Raw genomic sequence first — 1,167 nt, forward strand, 5'->3', positions numbered from 1 at the left:
GGAGACACCGGGTGCGCACGCAGTCCGACGAGGGGTACAGCCACGCGCTGGGCAACCGCCAGATCCAGATGATCGCGATCGGCGGCGCGATCGGGGTCGGCCTCTTCCTCGGCGCGGGCGGCCGCCTGGCCGCCACCGGCCCCGCGCTCGTGCTCTCCTACGCCACCGCCGGGCTGGCCGCCTTCTTCGTCATGCGGGCGCTCGGCGAGCTGGTGCTCTACCGTCCGGCCTCGGGCTCCTTCGTCGAGTACGCGGGCGAGTTCATCGGCCCGTGGGCGGCCTTCGCCAGCGGCTGGATGTACTGGGTCAACTGGGCCTTCACCGGCATCGCCGAACTGACCGCCATCGCCGCGTACGTCCACTACTGGGCCGGCGGCTTCCCCCAGTGGCTGACCGCGCTGCTCGCGCTGGGGTTCGTGCTGGTGGTCAACCTGCTGTCGGTCCGCCTGTTCGGCGAGCTGGAGTTCTGGTTCGCGATGCTGAAGGTGCTGGCCATCGTGATCTTCCTGGTGGTCGCGCTGGTGCTGGTGGTCTTCACCGTCGGCGACGCCGGGCCGCGCAACCTGGTCGCGCACGGCGGCTTCTTCCCCACCGGCTTCCCGCTGGTCCTGATGAGCCTGCAGTCGGTGGTGTTCGCCTACGCCTCGATCGAGCTGGTCGGCATCACCGCCGGCGAGACCGCCCGGCCGCACGAGGTCATGCCGCGGGCGATCAACGGCGTGATCTGGCGCATCGCGATCTTCTACGTGGGCTCGGTGCTGCTGCTGGCGATGGTCCTGCCCTGGACGGCCTACAGCGCCGGCACCTCGCCGTTCGTCACGTTCTTCGCCGGGCTCGGGGTGCCCTGGGCGGCCGACGCCATGAACCTCGTGGTGATCACGGCCGCGCTCTCGTCCTGCAACTCGGGCCTGTACGCCACCGGCCGCATCCTGCGGTCGATGGCCACCAAGCGGGAGGCCCCCGCCTTCGCCGCCACGCTCAGCTCCCGGCACGTGCCGATCGGCGGGATCGTGTTCACCGCGGCCATGTTCCTCGGCGGCGTGGCGCTGTTCTACTACCTGCCCGAGCGCGCCTTCAACATCGCCACGGCGGTCGCCTCGCTGGGGGTGATCACCACGTGGGGGGTGCTCGTCTACTGCCAGTCCCGGCTGCGCGCCACCGGGCACC

The 1,167-nt window shown here is 71.0% G+C and carries 1 protein-coding gene; it reads left to right on the plus strand.

What is annotated here, in order from left to right; translation table 11 throughout:
- Positions 1–11: 11 nt before the first annotated feature.
- Positions 12–1,167 (plus strand): amino acid permease (locus ACWCSD_RS52940; protein WP_449927616.1); only part of this gene is annotated, 1,156 nt, incomplete at its 3' end.

Source organism: Nonomuraea sp. NPDC001684 (assembly GCF_053596515.1).